Below are 16,365 nucleotides of genomic sequence, written 5' to 3' on the forward strand. Positions count from 1 at the left end.
GGTAGCCGGTCCTTGCGGACAGAGGCCCGATCCTAGCCAGCGGCGCCTGGCTAAGCAACTTAACTCTGTAATGAGTGGTATCGAAGTCGCAGCGCCCAGTTGTTACGGGATGCTGGTCCGAGGGGGCGCTGAGCGCCTAGACTGCGTCGGTCTTCTGTTCAGGAACCCGCCGTGACCTCTATCTTCTGGTACGACTACGAAACCACCGGGATCAATCCGCGCAATGATCGCGCCTTGCAGGTGGCGGGCATCCGGACCGATGCCGAGCTCAACGAGATCGATGAACCGGTCAACCTGTATTGCCGGCCGAGCGAGGATATCCTGCCGCATCCGGCGGCGTGCATGATCACCGGTATCACCCCGCAGCAACTCGCCGAACAGGGGTTGGCGGAAGCCGACTTCATGACCCGGGTGCACGCCCAGTTGTCCCGTCCGGGGACCTGTGGGGCAGGCTACAACACCTTGCGTTTTGACGACGAAGTCACCCGTTACAGCCTCTATCGAAACTTTTTCGATCCCTATGCCCGCGAGTGGCAGGGCGGTAACAGCCGTTGGGACTTGATCGATGTGGTGCGGGCGGCCTACGCGCTGCGTCCGCAAGGTATCGTCTGGCCTGAGGACGACGGACGGGTGACCCTCAAGCTCGAACGCCTGACTGCGGCTAATGGGATCGACCATGGTCACGCCCATGAAGCCTTGTCCGATGTCCGCGCCACCATTGCCCTGGCACGGTTGATCCGCGAGAAACAGCCGAAGTTATATGACTGGCTGTTTCATTTGCGCAGCAAGCAACGGGTCATGGATGAGATTCGTTTGTTACAGCCGGTGGTACATATCTCCGGGCGCTTCTCGGCCGCGCGTCATTACTTGGGAGTGGTCCTGCCATTGGCCTGGCACCCACGTAACCGCAATGCCTTGATTGTCTGTGATCTGTCCCAGGATCCGCAGCCGTTATTTGACCTGGATGCCGAGACCTTGCGCGAGCAGCTTTACATCCGTCATGAGGCGAGGGCTGAAGGGCAGTTGCCCGTGCCGCTCAAGTTGATTCATGTCAATCGTTGTCCGGTGGTGGCACCGCTGAAGGTATTGCGTGCCGAAGATCAGAAACGTTTGCAGTTGGACATGGCGCTTTATGAGGCGCGCCGTCAGCAACTGAATGACACCCAGGAAGTTTGGCGGGATAAAGTCCAGGCCCTTTATGCCAGCGAAGACTTTGCTCCCAGCGAGGATCCGGAGCAGCAGTTATACGACGGCTTTATCGGCGACCGTGACCGACGTTTGTGTGAGCAAGTTCGCATTGCGGAGCCCGAGCAGTTGGCGCGCGGGCAATGGCCTTTCGATGATGAGCGGCTGCCGGAATTATTATTTCGTTACCGGGCGCGCAACTTTCCCGCCAGCCTGAGTGAAGAGGAGCAACAGCGTTGGCGGACATTCTGTCGACAGCGCCTGAGCGAGGCGGGCTGCGGCGCGCCGAATACGCTGGCAGATTTTACCGAGCACCTCATGAAGTGTTTACCGGATGCAACAGCGGCGCAGCGTCAGGTGCTGGAGCAGTGGCAGGACTATGCACAGTCTTTGTACGTGCGCTTTAACGTGACGGCCAGTTAAACACCCTGGTGATTAAATGGCAGGCAATAAAAAACGCCAGTGAACTGGCGTTTTTTTGTAGGTCGCGAATAGCGTCCGTGACCGGCCTGGCTTAGCCCAGCAGGGTAGCCCAGCTTTCAACCACGTCGCCGCCCCACTTGGCTTTCCACTCTTTCAGAGTTTTGTGGTTGCCCCCTTTGGTTTCGATCACTTCACCGTTGTGCGGGTTTTTGTATTGCTTGACCTTGCGCGCGCGCTTGGTGCCGGTAGCTTTCACGGCGCCACGGACGGCTTTGCCAGCTTTGGCCTGTGGGTCCAGGATGTTGATCACATCTGGCAGTGCCTTGTTGTACTCACCCAGCAGAGTGCGCAGTTTGCTTTCGAATTCCATTTCTTTTTTCAGCGCGCCGTCTTTTTCCATTGCAGCCATTTGGGCTTGCAGTTCTTTGATGGCTTCCTGGGTGGCGTGGTATTTCTGGATCAGGGACATGGACACTACCTTATGATGAGTCAGGACGACAGGGGTACAGTGACGCAATAGTAGTCAGTGTATTTGGGCAAGTAAACATTTAATAGGTGGTTTATTGCATTTAATTTGAAACTTAAGCATGACCTTGTCTCAGACTTAGATATTTTTGCAGCGGCGGTCAAGAGCGGTCTTGTTGTGGCGATGTTTGAATTACCGGCGCGCTGCGCTGCGTCACTCGGGGAAAGCCCACTGCAAGTGAAGGGGGAAACCGACACCGGGACACGAGAGGGCCGCCTGTGCAACGAATACTGCAGTTTTTTTCCGCACTCGCTAGAATGGCGACCTTTGCGAAGTTCTGGAGTTCCCCCCTCATGCGCACTTTCCGGCTGGTGATTGCCTGCCCTGACCGCGTTGGCATCGTTGCCAAAGTCAGTAACTTTCTGGCGTCTTACAACGGTTGGATCACCGAAGCGAGCCATCACTCCGACAACCTCAGTGGTTGGTTCTTCATGCGTCACGAGATTCGTGCCGACAGCCTGCCGTTTGGTCTGGACGCCTTTCGTGAGGCATTTGCCCCGATTGCCGAAGAATTTTCCATGATCTGGCGCGTCACCGACACCGAGCAGAAAAAGCGCGTGGTGTTGATGGCCAGCCGTGAATCCCATTGCCTGGCGGACCTGCTGCACCGCTGGCACAGCGATGAACTCGATTGCCAGATCTCCTGCGTGATTTCCAACCACGACGATCTGCGCAGCATGGTCGAGTGGCACGGTATTCCTTATTACCATGTGCCAGTGAACCCCCAGGACAAAGAACCGGCCTTTGCCGAAGTATCACGCCTGGTCAAGCACCATGACGCCGATGTCGTGGTATTGGCGCGCTACATGCAAATCCTGCCGCCGGAACTGTGCCATGAGTACGCGCACAAGGTGATTAACATCCACCACAGCTTCCTGCCCTCGTTTGTCGGTGCCAAGCCTTATCATCAGGCATCCCTGCGTGGCGTGAAGTTGATTGGGGCAACTTGCCACTATGTAACCGAAGAGCTGGATGCCGGCCCGATCATCGAACAGGACGTGGTGCGTGTCAGCCACAGTGATAGCATCGAGGACATGGTGCGTTTCGGCCGCGACGTCGAGAAGATGGTGCTGGCCCGTGGCCTGCGTTATCACCTGGAAGATCGTGTGCTGGTGCACGGCAACAAGACCGTGGTGTTCTGATCGCCCGTTGACGGGCCTGGAGGCGTGGCGATGACCGATCCACTCGACAAGGCAACCTCCAAGGCACCACCGACAGTGGGTGAAGGCTGCCTGAGCCGCTATGACACCGATGCGATGACCAGCGAAGATGGCACCGAGTTTCCCGGTGCCGCCGAACTCTGGCGACAGTTGCAGGAAGCGTCCGAGGCTGACAAGCCCACGGACTCTTCTGCACCGGTCAAATCCTGAAACTGCCCACCAGTTGTTTCAACCGGGCCGCCTGCTGTTCCAGGTCGGCACAGGCCCGCAGGGTCGACTGCAGGTTCTCCACGCCTTCCTGATTGAGGGTGTTGATCTCGGTAATGTCCATATTGATCGACTCGACCACCGAGGTCTGTTCCTCGGTCGCCGTCGCGACAGACTGGTTCATGCCGTCGATTTCGCCGATCCGCAGGGTCACGCTGCTCAAACGTTCGCCGGCCAGGTTGGCGATCTCCACGCTTTCCAGGCTGTGACGCTGGCTATGGCCCATGGTGCCAACCGACTCCCGGGCGCCGACCTGCAATTCTTCAATCATGGTCTGGACTTGTTGTGCCGATTCCTGGGTGCGATGAGCCAGGTTGCGTACCTCATCCGCGACTACCGCAAAGCCGCGTCCGGCTTCACCGGCCCGGGCCGCTTCGATGGCGGCGTTGAGGGCCAGCAGGTTGGTTTGCTGGGAAATGCTGGTGATCACTTCGAGGATCTGCCCGATGTTCACCGTCTTGCTGTTCAGCGACTCGATGTTGGTGCTTGAGGTCGCGAGCATTTCCGACAACTGGTGCATGGCCTTGATGCTGCGCTCCACCACCTGCTGACCGTCTGCGGCCAGGCCGCGTGCGTCGCTGGCCTGGGTCGAGGCCTGGGCGGCATTACGGGCGATTTCCTGGGCGGCGGCGCCCAACTGGTTGATGGCCGCGGCGACGCTGTTGGTGCGGCTGGCCTGCTCATCGGAGTTGTGCATCGACGAGTTGGAGGCGCTGACCACCCGCAGGGCCACTTCGTTGACTTGCTGGGTCGCCGAGGACACTTCGCGGATCGAGGTGTGAATGCGTTCGACAAAGCGGTTGAAGGCGGTGCCGAGGATCCCGAACTCGTCCTGGGATTCAATCGTCAGGCGCCGGGTCAGGTCGCCTTCACCGTCGGCAATATCCTGCATGGCGCGGGTCATCACGTGCAGCGGCTGCATCAGTGCGCGGATCAGCAGGCCGAGGAGGGCGATGATGATCAGTACGGCGATGGTGGTGGCGACCACGGCCGAGCTGCGGAAGTTGCTGAGCATCGAGAAGGCCTTGTCCTTGTCCACGGACACGCCGACATACCAACTGACCGAGGACAGGCCCTTGATCGGGGCGAAGGCAACGATGCGGGTCTTGCCGTTGGCCACGGTTTCGCTGATCTCGTTGCCGATGCGCGGGGTGTCCTGGGGATAGACATCGCTGAGGTTTTTCATCACCAGGGCCTTGTCCGGGTGCACCAGGATCTTGCCATCGGCGCTGACCAGGAAGGCGTAGCCGTTACCGTCGAAACTCAAGGCGTTGAGGCTGTCGGCGATGGCTTGCAGGCTCAGATCGCCGCCCACCACGCCGACGCTCTGGCCGGCCTTGCGCACGGTGTTGACGATGGAAATCACCAACTGCCCGGTCGCCAGGTCGATGTAGGGTTCGGTCAGCGCCGAGCCACTGCTGTTCTCGGCACTTTTGTACCAGGGGCGGGCACGCGGGTCGTAACCGTCCGGCATCTTGCTGTCCGGGCGGATCATGAAGCTGCCGTCCTTGTTGCCCAGGTAGGCGCCCATGAAGGTCGAGGTGATGGCCTTCTGTTCCAGCAGGTTGGAGACGTTGGCCGGGTCGGCATTGAGGGCGACCGACTGGGACAGGTTTTCGATCAGCAGGCTGCGGCCGGTCAGCCAGGTCTGGATATTGTTGGCGGTGACGCTACCCATCTCATGCAGGTAACTGTTGAGGTCATCGCGGATCGCATTGCGTTGCAGATAGTCGTTGTACAGCGTGAAGAGCGCGAAAGCCGCCAGTACGATCAGCGACGCGGCCAGCAGGATTTTGTGACTGAATTTGAGGTTTTTATTCATGGCTGTGAAGATCCGCTGAGGTTTGGGGTGTGCAGGTGGGCGGCCAGGTGGCACGCGCTGGACAGCGTTGAACGTAAGCGGGTCCTCTGCTCCTTAAGGGCTCTTTTTGTTGTCTTGATGGTTTTCCGGGCGGTCTTCTTGCTATCGACTGGACAGGCGCAAAGATTAGTCAGGACAGCTGCGTCCCCGCCGGGCGGAAAAGGCTGGCGAGTTTCTCAGGATGTCGGGTGCTGAAGGGCGTCAGGTGACAGGCGGGCGAGGCGCCTCAGGCCTTGGGCTTGGCGTGACTGGCCAGGCGCTCCAGGGCGGCGCGCAGGTTCGGGTCGCTGATGCCGTCGGCGGTGTCCTGGATGGTTTTTGCCGCATTCACGGACAAATCCATGGTGTGGCCCGCCGCGCCCTGCTGGACCGTCGGCGGCTGTACCTTGAACAGAATGCGGGTCAGGCCTTCGAACATCTCGAAAGCCTGCAATTGCCGTTGCAGGCGTTTTTGCTGGTAGCGCAGGCGGGTCGCCCAGTGCCCGTCGGTGACGATCAGCAGCAGGCTGCCTTCACGCCACGAGGCCACATGGCAGTGTTCGCGGGCAGCGGGTTGCAGCTGGCTTTCCACCAGGCGCTGCAAATGCGCGAGGCGTTGGGCATGGCCGAAAATGGCTTTCAACGGCTTGGCTTCGCGAAGCAGGGCGGCGGGTGCCCGGGCCGTGAGGGGGCGAAATGCCATGATTCAGACACCTGAAGAAACAGAGCCGCCATGGTAGCAGAAGCGCCCGCTCTACCTGCGGCCATTGATGTGAATCGTCTTTGGCCCTAAAGTCCGCGGTTAATGTCTGTACCGATGGCTTGAAGTTCGGGAAAAAGACCTTATTTTAGAGTGGCCCCGTCACAACGCCGTGCCAGTATCGTGGATCAACGCCACTTTCCTCACCACCGTTTCCGGGTAGAATACTCGTTCGCATGCGGCCATGAGGGCTGCTCGGGCGACTCACGGGGCCGCCCTCCATCCCTATGTGTGGAAGAACCTGCCGATATGTTTGCGCCTTTGTTAAAGAAACTTTTTGGAAGCAAGAACGAGCGTGAAGTCAAACGCATGCTCAAGACGGTACAGATCGTCAATGCCTTCGAAGAGCAAATGGTGGCCCTTTCGGACGAGCAGCTGCGTGCCAAGACCGGAGAGTTCAAGGCCCGCATAGCCCAAGGTGAGACCCTCGACAAACTCCTGCCCGAAGCCTTTGCGGTTGCCCGTGAAGCCGGCAAGCGGGTCATGGGCATGCGCCACTTCGACGTGCAGTTGATCGGCGGCATGACCTTGCATGAAGGCATGATCGCGGAAATGCGCACCGGTGAGGGCAAGACCCTGGTGGCGACCCTGGGCGTTTACCTCAACGCACTGTCCGGCAAGGGCGTGCACGTGGTGACGGTGAACGACTACCTGGCCCGCCGCGACGCCAACTGGATGCGTCCGCTCTATGAGTTCCTCGGCCTGACGGTCGGCGTGGTCACGCCGTTCCAGCCGCCGGAAGAGAAGCGTGCCGCCTACGGTGCCGACATCACCTATGGCACCAACAACGAATTCGGCTTCGACTACCTGCGCGACAACATGGCGTTCAGCATGGAAGAGAAGTTCCAGCGCGAGCTGAACTTCGCCGTGATCGACGAAGTCGACTCCATCCTGATCGACGAAGCGCGCACCCCGCTGATCATCTCCGGCCAGGCCGAAGACAGCTCGCGGCTGTACACCGAGATCAACAAGCTGATCCCGCGCCTCACCCAGCACATCGAGGAAGTGGAAGGCGTGGTGACCAAAGAAGGTCACTTCACCGTTGACGAGAAGACCCGTCAGGTCGAGCTGAACGAAGCCGGTCACCAGTTCATTGAAGACATGCTGACCCAGGTCGGCCTGCTGGCAGAGGGCGAGAGCCTCTATTCGGCGCACAACCTGGGCCTGTTGACCCACGTCTATGCCGGCCTGCGTGCCCACAAGCTGTTCAATCGCAACGTCGAATACATCGTCCAGGAAGGCCAGGTCGTCCTGGTGGACGAACACACCGGTCGGACCATGCCGGGCCGTCGTCTGTCCGAGGGCCTGCACCAGGCCATCGAGGCCAAGGAAAACCTCAATATCCAGGCCGAAAGCCAGACATTGGCGTCGACCACCTTCCAGAACTACTTCCGTCTGTACACCAAGCTGTCCGGCATGACCGGTACCGCGGACACCGAAGCGTTCGAGTTCCACCAGATCTACGGCCTGCAAGTGACGGTCATCCCGCCGAACAAGCCATTGGCGCGCAAGGACTACAACGACCTGGTATTCCTCACCGCCGAAGAGAAGTACGCGGCGATCATCACCGACATCAAGGACTCCCTGGCACAGGGCCGTCCGGTGCTGGTGGGTACGGCGACCATCGAAACCTCCGAGCACATGTCCAGCCTGCTCAACCAGGAGAACATCGAGCACAAGGTCCTGAACGCCAAGTTCCACGAGAAGGAAGCGGAAATCATCGCCCAGGCCGGTCGTCCTGGCGCCCTGACCATCGCCACCAACATGGCCGGTCGTGGTACCGACATCCTGTTGGGCGGTAACTGGGAAGTCGAAGTGGCGGCCCTGGAAAACCCGACGCCTGAGCAGATCGCCCAGATCAAGGCCGACTGGCAGAAGCGTCACCAGCAGGTGCTCGAGTCGGGCGGCTTGCAGGTAATCGCCTCCGAGCGTCACGAATCCCGTCGTATCGACAACCAGCTGCGCGGTCGCGCCGGTCGTCAGGGTGACGCCGGTTCCAGCCGTTTCTACCTGTCCCTGGAAGACAGCCTGATGCGTATCTTCGCCTCGGACCGGGTGAAGAATTTCATGAAGGCCCTGGGCATGCAGCCTGGCGAAGCGATCGAGCACCGCATGGTGACCAACGCCATCGAAAAGGCCCAGCGCAAGGTCGAAGGCCGCAACTTCGACATCCGCAAGCAATTGCTCGAGTTCGACGACGTCAACAACGAACAGCGTAAAGTGATCTATCACATGCGTAACACGTTGCTGGCCGCTGACAATATCGGTGAAACCATCGCCGACTTCCGTCAGGACGTGCTCAACGCTACCGTCAGCGCCCATATTCCTCCACAGTCGCTGCCTGAGCAGTGGGACGTGGCGGGCCTGGAGTCGGCGTTGCAGAACGATTTCGGCGTGCAACTGCCGATCCAGCAGTGGCTCGACGAAGACGATCACCTGTACGAAGAAACCCTGCGCGAGAAGCTGCTCAGCGAGCTGCTGCTGGCGTACAACGAAAAAGAAGAGCAGGCCAGCGCCGAAGCCCTGCGTACCTTCGAGAAGCAGATCGTGCTGCGCGTGCTCGACGACCTGTGGAAAGACCACCTGTCGACCATGGATCACCTGCGTCACGGCATTCACCTGCGTGGTTATGCGCAGAAGAACCCGAAGCAGGAATACAAGCGCGAGTCGTTCACCCTGTTCTCCGAGTTGCTGGATTCGATCAAGCGCGATTCGATTCGTGTCCTGTCTCATGTCCAGGTACGTCGCGAAGACCCGATCGAAGAAGAGGCGCGCCTGCGTCAGGAAGCCGAGGCCCTGGCTCAGCGCATGCAGTTCGAGCACGCTGAAGCGCCTGGCCTGGAAGCGCCGGAAGTGCTTGGTGAAGAAGTCGATGTCGCCCTGGCCACCGCGCCGGTGCGCAACGAGCAGAAACTGGGCCGTAACGAACTGTGCTACTGCGGTTCGGGCAAGAAGTTCAAGCACTGCCACGGGCAGATCAGCTAAGGTTTCTGCCTGATCCTGATATATCCACGCCGCGACCGGCTTATGCCGTCGCGGCGTTTTTCCATTTGAAACACTGTCCTTTGTGACGACAGTGCAGACATCACATTAAAAGGAGCGCATTCATGGCTGTTGGTCTTGGTCCTTTGCCAACGTTGCACCCGGTTGCCGGTTTTGAACTCGGTATCGCCTCGGCCGGCATCAAGCGCCCGGGGCGCAAGGATGTGGTGGTGATGCGGTGTGCCGAAGGCTCCAGCGTGGCCGGGGTGTTCACCCTCAACGCGTTTTGTGCAGCTCCCGTGATCCTGGCCAAGCAGCGTGTCCAGGGCACCGTGCGTTATCTGTTGACCAACACCGGTAATGCCAACGCCGGAACCGGTGAGCCGGGCCTGGCCGCTGCTGAGCGGACCTGCGCCAAGCTGGCCGAACTGACCGGCGTCGACGCCAGCGCCGTGCTGCCGTACTCCACCGGGGTGATCGGCGAGCCGTTGCCGGTAGAGAAAATCGAAGGTGCCCTGCAGGCTGCCCTGGATGATCTGTCCGTGGACAACTGGGCCGCTGCCGCCACCGGCATCATGACCACCGACACCCTGCCCAAGGGCGCCAGCCGCCAGTTCCAGCATGACGGCGTAACCATCACCGTCACCGGGATCAGCAAGGGCGCGGGGATGATCCGTCCGAACATGGCGACCATGCTCGGCTACATCGCCACTGACGCCAAGGTCTCCCGCGAGGTCTTGCACAGCCTGATGCTGGACGGTGCCAACAAGTCGTTCAACCGCATCACTATCGACGGCGACACCTCGACCAACGACTGCTGCATGCTGATCGCCACCGGTCAGGCTGCGTTGCCGGAGATCACCGAAGCCCGCGGCCCGTTGTTCGACGCGCTGAAAAAGGCCGTGTTCGAAGTGTGCATGGACGTGGCCCAGGCCATCGTTCGTGACGGCGAAGGCGCGACCAAGTTCGTCACCGTCGAAGTCAACGGCGGTGCCAACCACCAGGAATGCCTGGATGTCGGCTACACCGTGGCGCATTCGCCGCTGATCAAGACCGCGCTGTTCGCCTCCGACCCGAACTGGGGCCGTATCCTCGCCGCTGTCGGCCGTGCCGGCGTGCCGGACCTGGATGTCAGCAAGATCGACGTGTTCCTCGGCGAAGTCTGCATTGCCAGCCGTGGCGCCCGCGCCGCGAGCTACACCGAAGAGCAGGGCTCGGCGGTGATGGCTCGGGAAGAGATCACCATTCGTATCGAACTGGGTCGCGGCGAGTGCAGCGAAACCATCTGGACCACCGACCTGTCCCACGAGTACGTGAAGATCAACGCGGAATACCGCACCTGATTCACAGGTTCCAGCAGGAGGTTTCAACGTGAAACGCGTTCATGTGGCGGCGGCGGTTATCCGCGGCATCGACGGTCGCATCCTGATTGCCCGTCGGGCGGATACCCAGCACCAGGGTGGTCTCTGGGAGTTTCCCGGCGGCAAGGTCGAGGACGGCGAAGCCGTCCAGGTGGCCCTGGCGCGCGAGCTCCAGGAAGAACTGGGCATTGTGGTCAGTGCCGCTCGGCCGTTGATCAAGGTGCGCCACGACTACCCGGACAAGCAGGTCTTGCTGGATGTCTGGGAGGTCTCGGCCTTTACCGGCGAACCCCACGGTGCCGAAGGGCAACCGTTGGCCTGGGTCACCGCGCGGGAGTTGGCGGACTACGAATTTCCCGCCGCCAACCAACCGATTGTCGCGGCGGCCCGTTTGCCGGGCGAGTACCTGATCACGCCGGGCGAGCTGGAAACCCCGCAGTTGCTCCAGGGTATCCAGAAGGCAATTGCCGGCGGGATCAAGCTGGTCCAGTTGCGCGCGCCGAACGGTTACGACCCCAAGTACCGCGACCTCGCGGTGGATGCCGTGGGGCTCTGTGCGGGCAAGGCGCAGTTGATGCTCAAGGGGCCCTTCGAGTGGTTGGGGGACTTCCCATCGGCGGGTTGGCACATGACGTCCGCGCAGTTGCGCAAATACGCCAGTGCCGGGCGGCCGTTGCCGGCGGATCGCTGGTTGGCGGCTTCGTGCCATAACGCTGAAGAGTTGGCGTTGGCTGAGCAGATGGGTGTGGATTTTGTCACGCTGTCGCCGGTGCAGCCGACACAGACCCATCCCGAGGCGCAGCCGTTGGGCTGGGAACAGGCTGAACAGTTGATTGCCGGGTTTAACAAACCTGTATATCTGCTGGGCGGGGTTGGACCGAATGAGTTGCAACGTGCCTGGGAAGCCGGCGCACAGGGCGTGGCCGGTATTCGGGCGTTCTGGCCGCAGTAACGACGGTTTGTGGCGAGCGGGGGTAGTTAAGGAAGTTTGAAGTCGAGCGCGGTCTTGTGGCGAGCGGGCTTGCCCGCGCTCGGCTGCGAAGCAGTCGCAAAACCGGCCATCTCGGTCTGTCTGATGGAGTGAGCTCGCAGGTTTTAGGGGCGCTTCGCGCCCCAGCGCGGGCAAGCCCGCTCGCCACAAATCTCAGCCAGACTGGAGAGCACTCCTTTACTGAGGGAACCGCTGGTCCAGGTTCCGTTGTGTTCGGTCTTCAGTGAGAGATTGGTTTCTTTGCCGCCTCCCACAAGACTTCGGCAATCTTCTCGCGCCGCGCAATCAATCGCGCCGCGACGAACAGCAGGTCCGACAGGCGATTGATGTAGGCCAACCCAAACCCTCCCAACGGTTCGATCGCATTCAACTGCTGACAACGCCGCTCGGCGCTACGAGCCTGGCTGCGGCAAATATGTGCCTGGGCAATCAACATCGAGCCACCCGGCAGGATAAAGTTCTCCAGCGGGCCCAACTCTTCGTTCCAACGATCGATAGCGATTTCCAGACGCTGGATCTCAGCCGCATCGAGCGCCTGGTAGGTCGGCATCGCCAGCTCACCGCCCAGGTCGAACAAGCGATGCTGAACCGGCGCCAGCACTTCGATCAGCTCATTGAGCTGCGGATGGATCACCACCAGCTCCGCCAACCCGGCCAATAGCAGCCCCAGCTGGCTGTTGAGCATATCGACCTCGCCGATGGCTTCGATCCGCGGATGGTCCTTCGGCACGCGGCGGCCATCGCCGAGCCCGGTTTCCCCGGTGTCACCGGTGCGTGTGTATATCTTCGACAGACGAAAACCCATGCTCAAGACTCCGCTTTGCTCAGTTCGGGAAGTGCCGCCTGGCTGCCGGCCAACGGCAGGCGCAGGGTGACGCAGGTGCCTGCGCCCGGTGCCGATTGCACTTCCATCTGGCCTTTATGGTTATTGGTGATGATGAAGTAGGACACCGAAAGGCCCAGCCCGGTGCCCTGGCCGATTTCCTTGGTGGTGAAGAAGGGTTCGAAGGTCCGTTTGCGGATGTGCTCCGGCATGCCGACGCCGTTGTCCTCGACCTGGATCTCGGCCCAGGGCGGGTTCAAGCGGGTACGCAGGGTAATGCGCCCCGGTTCGCGTTCGTTTTCGCGCTGGTGGATGGCCTGGGCGGCGTTTTTCAGCAGGTTCAACAGCACCTGTTCCAGTTCGTTGGCGGTGCCCGGGACCGGGCCCAACTGCGGGTCGAACTGGCGGATGATCGCCTGGCCCTTGAAGTCGAAACCGATGGTCAGGTCGAAGTCGTTGCCAGCGATTTCCACCGCCTGGTCGATCAGTGCCGGCAGGTCGCAGGGGGCCATCTCGCGGTTGCTGCGCCGACTGAAACTGAGCATGTGGGTGACGATCTTCGCCGCCCGCGCACCGGCCTGCTGGATACCGTCGAGCAGTTGCGGCACCTCGCGGCTTTGCAGGTACTGGTTGACCGTGTCCAGGTCGATACCGGCCTGTTGGGCGTATTCGAGGTTTTTCGGCAGCTCCGAGGACAGGCGTCGACGGATGTTCTGCACGTTGTGCAGGATGGCCCCCAGGGGGTTGTTGATCTCGTGGGCCATGCCTGCCGCCAAGCCGCCGACCGAGAGCATCTTTTCCGATTGCACCATCATTTCTTCCAGTGACAGGCGCTGGGAGATGTCGTCGATACGGATCACCACGCCGCGCCCCGCGCCGCCCATCAGCGGATAGAAGGTCAGGGCGTAGTGGCGCGCTTCATCGTCCTTGATCCAGGTCACCCGCTCGATCTTCGCCACGCTGTGTTGCTCGACGGTTTCCTTGAGCTGCGGCAGGAACGGCTTGAGCGGTTCGAAGGCGAGGAAGATCGGCTGGTTCAGTGCTTCGTCCAGCGGCGTCCCGGAGAGGGCGCTGGCCTCCTGGTTCCACTGGGTGACATAGAGCTGCTCGTCCAGGGCGATCAGGGCCGAGGGCATGGAGTCGATGATGCTGTTGAGGTAGTTCTGGAAGCCCGTGAGTTTTTTCTCGATCTTGCTGCGCACCTGGACTTCGAGTTCCAGCTTGCGGTTGGTATGGCGGGTTTCCTCGGCCAGCCCCTGGGCCTGGTCGTAGGCGGCCTGGGAATCGTCACGGGCCCGTTTGAGCTGCTGCTCCCGGGCTTCGATCCGCGACAGCATGGTGTTGAAGGCTTCGGCCAGGCTGCCGATCTCGTCGTGGTTGCCACGGGAAGCCCGCAACGAGTAGTTCTCTTCCCGGGTGACCTGGCGCGACAGCTCTTCGAGTTCGTGGATCGGCCGGGTGATCAGGCGCTTGATCTGGCGGGCGATGATCAGCCACAGCAGGATACTGAAGGTCAGGATGCCGAGGCTGGCGGTCAGGGTGCCGGTGTAGAACGCTACCGGCAGTTCGCTGCTGGCCACCAGCAGGAGGTGCCCGGGCGCGGAGCCCGGACGCGGCATCTCGATGACCTGGTTGCTGCGAAACTCGGTCAGGCGCCAGGCTTCGATATGGCGAAAGCGTTCCGGCAGTTTCAGGTGATCGCCGTGTTGCAGTTGCGCCATGCGATTGCCCGGACCGTCATAGATGGCGGCGGCGCGCAACGGCGAGTAGCTATCGAGTTCCTTGAGCAGGGCTTCGGCGGCTTGCGGCGAGTCGAGGGCCTGGCTGACCAGGTTTGGGCTCGACACCAGCCGACCGATGGTCTGCAAGGCCTGGGGCGCCATGCTCTCCTGGGAGATCCAGTAGGCGGCGCTGATGAACGTCAGGTTGGCGACCAGTAGCACGGTGGTCAGCAGGACCAGCAGGGCGGCAAGGAGTTTCTGGCCGACCGGCAGGTTTTCAAGGCGCTGGCGCAGGGGCATCGGTTGTCCTGTTCAGAGAGACGAATGGCGACGGGCAAGGTTTGACCGCCGAGCCGTCCTTGAGTGTATCAAACCGTCGATTTGGCTCGGGTCTTTTGCGCGGCTCAGGTTTATGAGCTTAGGGTCTACGGGCTCAGGTACTGGGCAAACCCTTTGCCATCAGATGGGCCACCAGCCGGTTGTACAGGCGGCTCAGGTGCGGCAGGTTGCGGTGATGGCGTGCCGCGGCCGCGCAGGCATAACCCAGCAGGTAGCCAATCTCGGTGCGCCGCCCCTGGCTGACGTCCTGGTACATGGAGGAGTAGTTCGCCGCCGTGGCCTGGATCACCCGTTCGACTTCACTCTGCAGGTCCAGGGCAGCGGCCGGCTGGCCGCAGCATTCGAGCAGTTCGGCCAGCTCGGCGCAAAGCGTGGCGACTTCACAATGATGTTCCAGCAAACCGCCGTTGCGGCAATCGTAGAGCACCGTCAGTGGGTTGATGGCGCAGTTGAGCGCCAGTTTGCGCCAGAGTCGGGTGAGGATCTGGGTGTTCCATTCGTGGGGAATGCCGGCCAACGTCAAATCATCGAGCCAGTACGGCGGTTGCGGATGGGCTACGTCGCCCAGCCAGGTGAAACCGTGACCGGCGAACACCACCCGCCAGTCGCCGTCGCGAAAGGCGCCTTCGGTGCTGGACGCGAACAGGCAGCGCGCGTGCGGTGCCCGGGCCGCCACCGCGTCCTGGCTGCCGAGGCCGTTTTGCAACAGCACCAGCTCGGCGCCGGGTGTGAGCCGTGCGGCGAGGCGGGCCACTGCTGCTTCGGCGTCGTAGGCCTTGCACGCCACCAGCAGGCGCTCGATGGGTGTGTCGGAATCGAGGGTTTCGGCAGGAATCGTAAAACGTTGTGCGTGACCCTGTTCGACCAGGGTCAGGCCGCCCGCGGCTTGGTAGGCCGCCAACCGCGCGGCATCGCGCAGAATCAGTCTGACCGGCAGGCCGGCCCTGGCCAACCGGGTGGCCCACAGGCTGCCCAGGCTACCTGCGCCCAGGACATGCCAGTGGGTGCTCATCAGTTGCGCGCCGGCAGACGTTTGGCGCTGACCACGCCTTCGGCGTAGGACTCGAGCAGCAAGCGCTCGGCCTCGTCGAACAGCGTTTGCGGGTCCAGCGGGAAGCATTTGCTGTCCAGACCGATCAGGCTGATGCCGGCCTTGAGCTCGATGGAGCCTGCGTTGGTCATGAAGGTCTTGAGGTTCAGGCCTTCATGCAGGCGCTTGAAGCTGCTGGGGGCGCACTCCTGGAGGTCGGCCGGCAAGGTCATCAGGACAAAATGCCGCTCGTCCAGACGGGCCAGTACATCCAGTGGTCGTACCAGTTGTTGCAGGCGGCGGGCGATGGCTTGCAGCAGTTCGTCGTAGAGGTCGTTGCCATATTGGCGTTGCAGCGCCTCGGCCTGTTCGATCCCGATCAGCAGATAGCAGATGGCCCCGCCGCGGGCCTGGACCTGGCGCAGGCTGTCGGTGAGCTTCTGACGCAGGTAGCGGGCATTGCCCAGGCCGGTCAGGGAGTCCACCAGATTGCGCTGTTCGAGGCTGGCGATGTTCTGGCGCAGCAGGCGGTTTTCCTGGCGTAGCCGCTGCAAGGTATTGCACAGACGGTCGGCGGCGAGCACCCGGGTCAGCAGATGACGGTCGACGTCGACAGGGGCGAGCAGGTCGTCGATGTCGTTGTCCGAGGTCTCGTCCAGCAGCACCGAGGGTGATTGGTCGCTGATCAGGATCACGTAGGTGTAGTGATCGTTCATCTCGTCCCTTTGTCGGACCTTGGCGGCAAGCGCCAGACCTGCGCTTCCCGCGCAGATCAGCAGGCCGGCGGCCCGCTGGTCGAATTGCTCCAGTGCCAGAACACCGTCATTGGCCTGACGAATGTCCTGATAACCCGCGCGCTGGAGACTGCTGCCCAGCGTGCTGCTGGCCAGATTCTCGTCACTCACCAGCAAAATGCTCAGATCCGGGTTCGGCATGGGTGACTCGCAAGTGAATGAG

13 protein-coding genes are annotated in these 16,365 nt (G+C 61.4%); 6 read left to right on the forward strand and 7 right to left on the reverse strand.

All coding sequences use genetic code 11. From position 1 onward, the window contains the following. The first annotated feature begins 171 nt into the window (after positions 1–171). Positions 172–1,608 carry an exodeoxyribonuclease I gene (gene sbcB / locus HX866_RS03040; RefSeq protein ID WP_177137969.1) on the forward strand — a complete coding sequence of 479 codons (1,437 nt, stop codon included), beginning with the start codon at positions 172–174 and terminating at the stop codon, positions 1,606–1,608. A gap of 91 nt (positions 1,609–1,699) precedes the next feature. Here sbcB and mvaT read toward each other — a convergent pair whose 3' ends face one another. Then, positions 1,700–2,077: a histone-like nucleoid-structuring protein MvaT gene (gene mvaT / locus HX866_RS03045; protein WP_177092785.1), complete on the reverse strand. Its 378-nt coding sequence runs from the start codon at positions 2,075–2,077 to the stop codon at positions 1,700–1,702. A 350-nt stretch (positions 2,078–2,427) separates the two neighbouring features. Between mvaT and purU the strand changes: the two genes are divergently transcribed. Together purU and HX866_RS03055 are read left to right on the forward strand one after the other, a co-directional pair. Then, on the forward strand, positions 2,428–3,276 hold the full coding sequence (gene purU / locus HX866_RS03050; protein WP_177092784.1) for a formyltetrahydrofolate deformylase: 849 nt from the start codon (positions 2,428–2,430) through the stop codon (positions 3,274–3,276). A gap of 30 nt (positions 3,277–3,306) precedes the next feature. Then, positions 3,307–3,504: a hypothetical protein gene (locus HX866_RS03055; protein ID WP_177124012.1), complete on the forward strand. Its 198-nt coding sequence runs from the start codon at positions 3,307–3,309 to the stop codon at positions 3,502–3,504. Here HX866_RS03055 and HX866_RS03060 read toward each other — a convergent pair. Together HX866_RS03060 and HX866_RS03065 are read right to left on the reverse strand one after the other, a co-directional pair. Beyond that, a complete protein-coding gene (locus HX866_RS03060; protein ID WP_177092782.1) occupies positions 3,494–5,383 on the reverse strand; it encodes a methyl-accepting chemotaxis protein in 1,890 nt (629 codons plus the stop codon). The two genes, HX866_RS03055 and HX866_RS03060, sit on opposite strands and share 11 nt — an antisense overlap. A gap of 265 nt (positions 5,384–5,648) precedes the next feature. After that, the gene (locus HX866_RS03065; protein ID WP_177092781.1) at positions 5,649–6,104 is read right to left on the reverse strand and encodes a DUF721 domain-containing protein; all 456 of its coding nucleotides are present in this window, start codon (positions 6,102–6,104) and stop codon (positions 5,649–5,651) included. Positions 6,105–6,410: 306 nt separating this feature from the next. Here HX866_RS03065 and secA point away from each other — a divergent pair, with 306 nt between their 5' ends. The 3 genes from secA to HX866_RS03080 all read left to right on the forward strand — a co-directional run bounded on the left by secA (position 6,411) and on the right by HX866_RS03080 (position 11,456). After that, positions 6,411–9,146, forward strand: a complete 2,736-nt coding sequence (secA, locus tag HX866_RS03070) for a preprotein translocase subunit SecA (RefSeq protein ID WP_177092780.1) — start codon at positions 6,411–6,413, stop codon at positions 9,144–9,146. A gap of 122 nt (positions 9,147–9,268) precedes the next feature. Next, positions 9,269–10,486, forward strand: a complete 1,218-nt coding sequence (gene argJ / locus HX866_RS03075) for a bifunctional glutamate N-acetyltransferase/amino-acid acetyltransferase ArgJ (RefSeq protein ID WP_177092779.1) — start codon at positions 9,269–9,271, stop codon at positions 10,484–10,486. 28 nt (positions 10,487–10,514) lie between these two features. Further along, complete coding sequence (locus HX866_RS03080; RefSeq protein ID WP_177099813.1) at positions 10,515–11,456, forward strand: Nudix family hydrolase; 942 nt, start codon at positions 10,515–10,517, stop codon at positions 11,454–11,456. Between the two features lie 259 nt (positions 11,457–11,715). Here HX866_RS03080 and HX866_RS03085 read toward each other — a convergent pair whose 3' ends face one another. The 4 genes from HX866_RS03085 to HX866_RS03100 form a co-directional block, all read right to left on the reverse strand. Then, positions 11,716–12,300 carry a cob(I)yrinic acid a,c-diamide adenosyltransferase gene (locus tag HX866_RS03085; protein WP_177092777.1) on the reverse strand — a complete coding sequence of 195 codons (585 nt, stop codon included), beginning with the start codon at positions 12,298–12,300 and terminating at the stop codon, positions 11,716–11,718. 2 nt (positions 12,301–12,302) lie between these two features. After that, a complete protein-coding gene (locus HX866_RS03090; RefSeq protein WP_177099817.1) occupies positions 12,303–14,339 on the reverse strand; it encodes a sensor histidine kinase in 2,037 nt (678 codons plus the stop codon). Positions 14,340–14,472: 133 nt separating this feature from the next. Continuing rightward, positions 14,473–15,390, reverse strand: a complete 918-nt coding sequence (locus HX866_RS03095; RefSeq protein WP_177124014.1) for a putative 2-dehydropantoate 2-reductase — start codon at positions 15,388–15,390, stop codon at positions 14,473–14,475. Beyond that, on the reverse strand, positions 15,390–16,343 hold the full coding sequence (locus HX866_RS03100) for a diguanylate cyclase domain-containing protein (protein WP_177099821.1): 954 nt from the start codon (positions 16,341–16,343) through the stop codon (positions 15,390–15,392). The genes HX866_RS03095 and HX866_RS03100 overlap by 1 nt, the downstream gene beginning before the upstream one ends. Positions 16,344–16,365: the final 22 nt, after the last annotated feature.

The organism is Pseudomonas gingeri, assembly GCF_013386165.1.
Lineage (GTDB): Bacteria > Pseudomonadota > Gammaproteobacteria > Pseudomonadales > Pseudomonadaceae > Aquipseudomonas > Aquipseudomonas gingeri_C.